General features: G+C 52.2%; 1 protein-coding gene. It reads right to left on the minus strand.

The annotated features are described in order from the left end of the window. Positions 1-1,112: restriction endonuclease (locus AC2VLY_RS14685; RefSeq protein WP_486892231.1), on the minus strand; the 1,112-nt coding region annotated here is incomplete at both ends.

Below are 1,112 nucleotides of genomic sequence, written 5' to 3' on the forward strand. Positions count from 1 at the left end.
AAAACTCTGGACCATAGATGGACTCGTCATCCATGGAATAGAGTACCGCTTCTTTTTCGTCGGCCTTTTTGCGGGTTTTCTCGGTATAGATACGGGGGGTGGCCGTCATGTAGAGGCGTTTCCTAGTGCGAAGCAGGTTGTTCTGATGGACTTTGACGAAATCCGAATCCGCTTCGGATTTGTTTTTCAGCGTGAGGCCGGTAGTCCGATGGGCTTCGTCACAAATCACCAGGTCAAAATCCGGAAGATTCCCGATCTTTTGGGCTTCGATCACTTTCTGAATAGATTGGTACGTCGAAAATACGATATTGCGCCGACCCTTGATGGAGCCTTGAATTTGACCAACCAGTTTTTTTGCGTCGGTCGTGGCCGGATAGGGCAATTCAGCCCGCCGCATGTCTTCTTCCTGCCCTACGTTTGCGTCTGAACACACGACAAAGGCATTAAAGGGCTTCTGCGCCTGATCCGCCCATTCCCGAAGGGTTTGGGATACCAGAGTGATCGAAGGGGCCAGAAACAGCGTCAGCCCGTCATCAGGGACCATACGTTCCATGATGTTGAGACTGGTAAAGGTCTTGCCTGTACCGCAGGCCATAATGAGCTTGCCGCGATCCTGGGTTTCAAAGCCTTTCAGGGTCGCCTGCAGAGCTTCGCGCTGGTGTTCGCGCAGGGATTTGCCTGGGGTGCGCGTCAGAGCTTCCGGGGCACCCCAACTGAACTTCTCCCAATCAATCGGGGCCGATTCCATATCGCGCAGATACAGAACACTCAAATTCTCTATGTCATTGAGGGCTTCTTCAGCCTGCCGTCCCAGATCGTTTTGTGTGTCCACAAAGAGTTTGAAAGAAAACTCTCTTTCTTCCCCATCGACCGTGAACTTGCGGCTGGCATCATGGGTGAAATTGGTAATGGCTTCCTTGTGGATCCGACTCTTTGCATCATAAAACTTGCACTGTACGGCCCAGTAGTCGCCATCAATCGTCCTGGCCACCAGGTCAAAGCCCAGGTTGTCGGCATTCCAGTGATCCGGACGATCTGGCCAGTCTTTGTATTGCCAAACCGCTTCCAGTTTATCCGCATACACGGGATCGGTTTTCAGATAGGCCACCATG

Source organism: Acidithiobacillus sp. TH-A36, assembly GCF_057473445.1.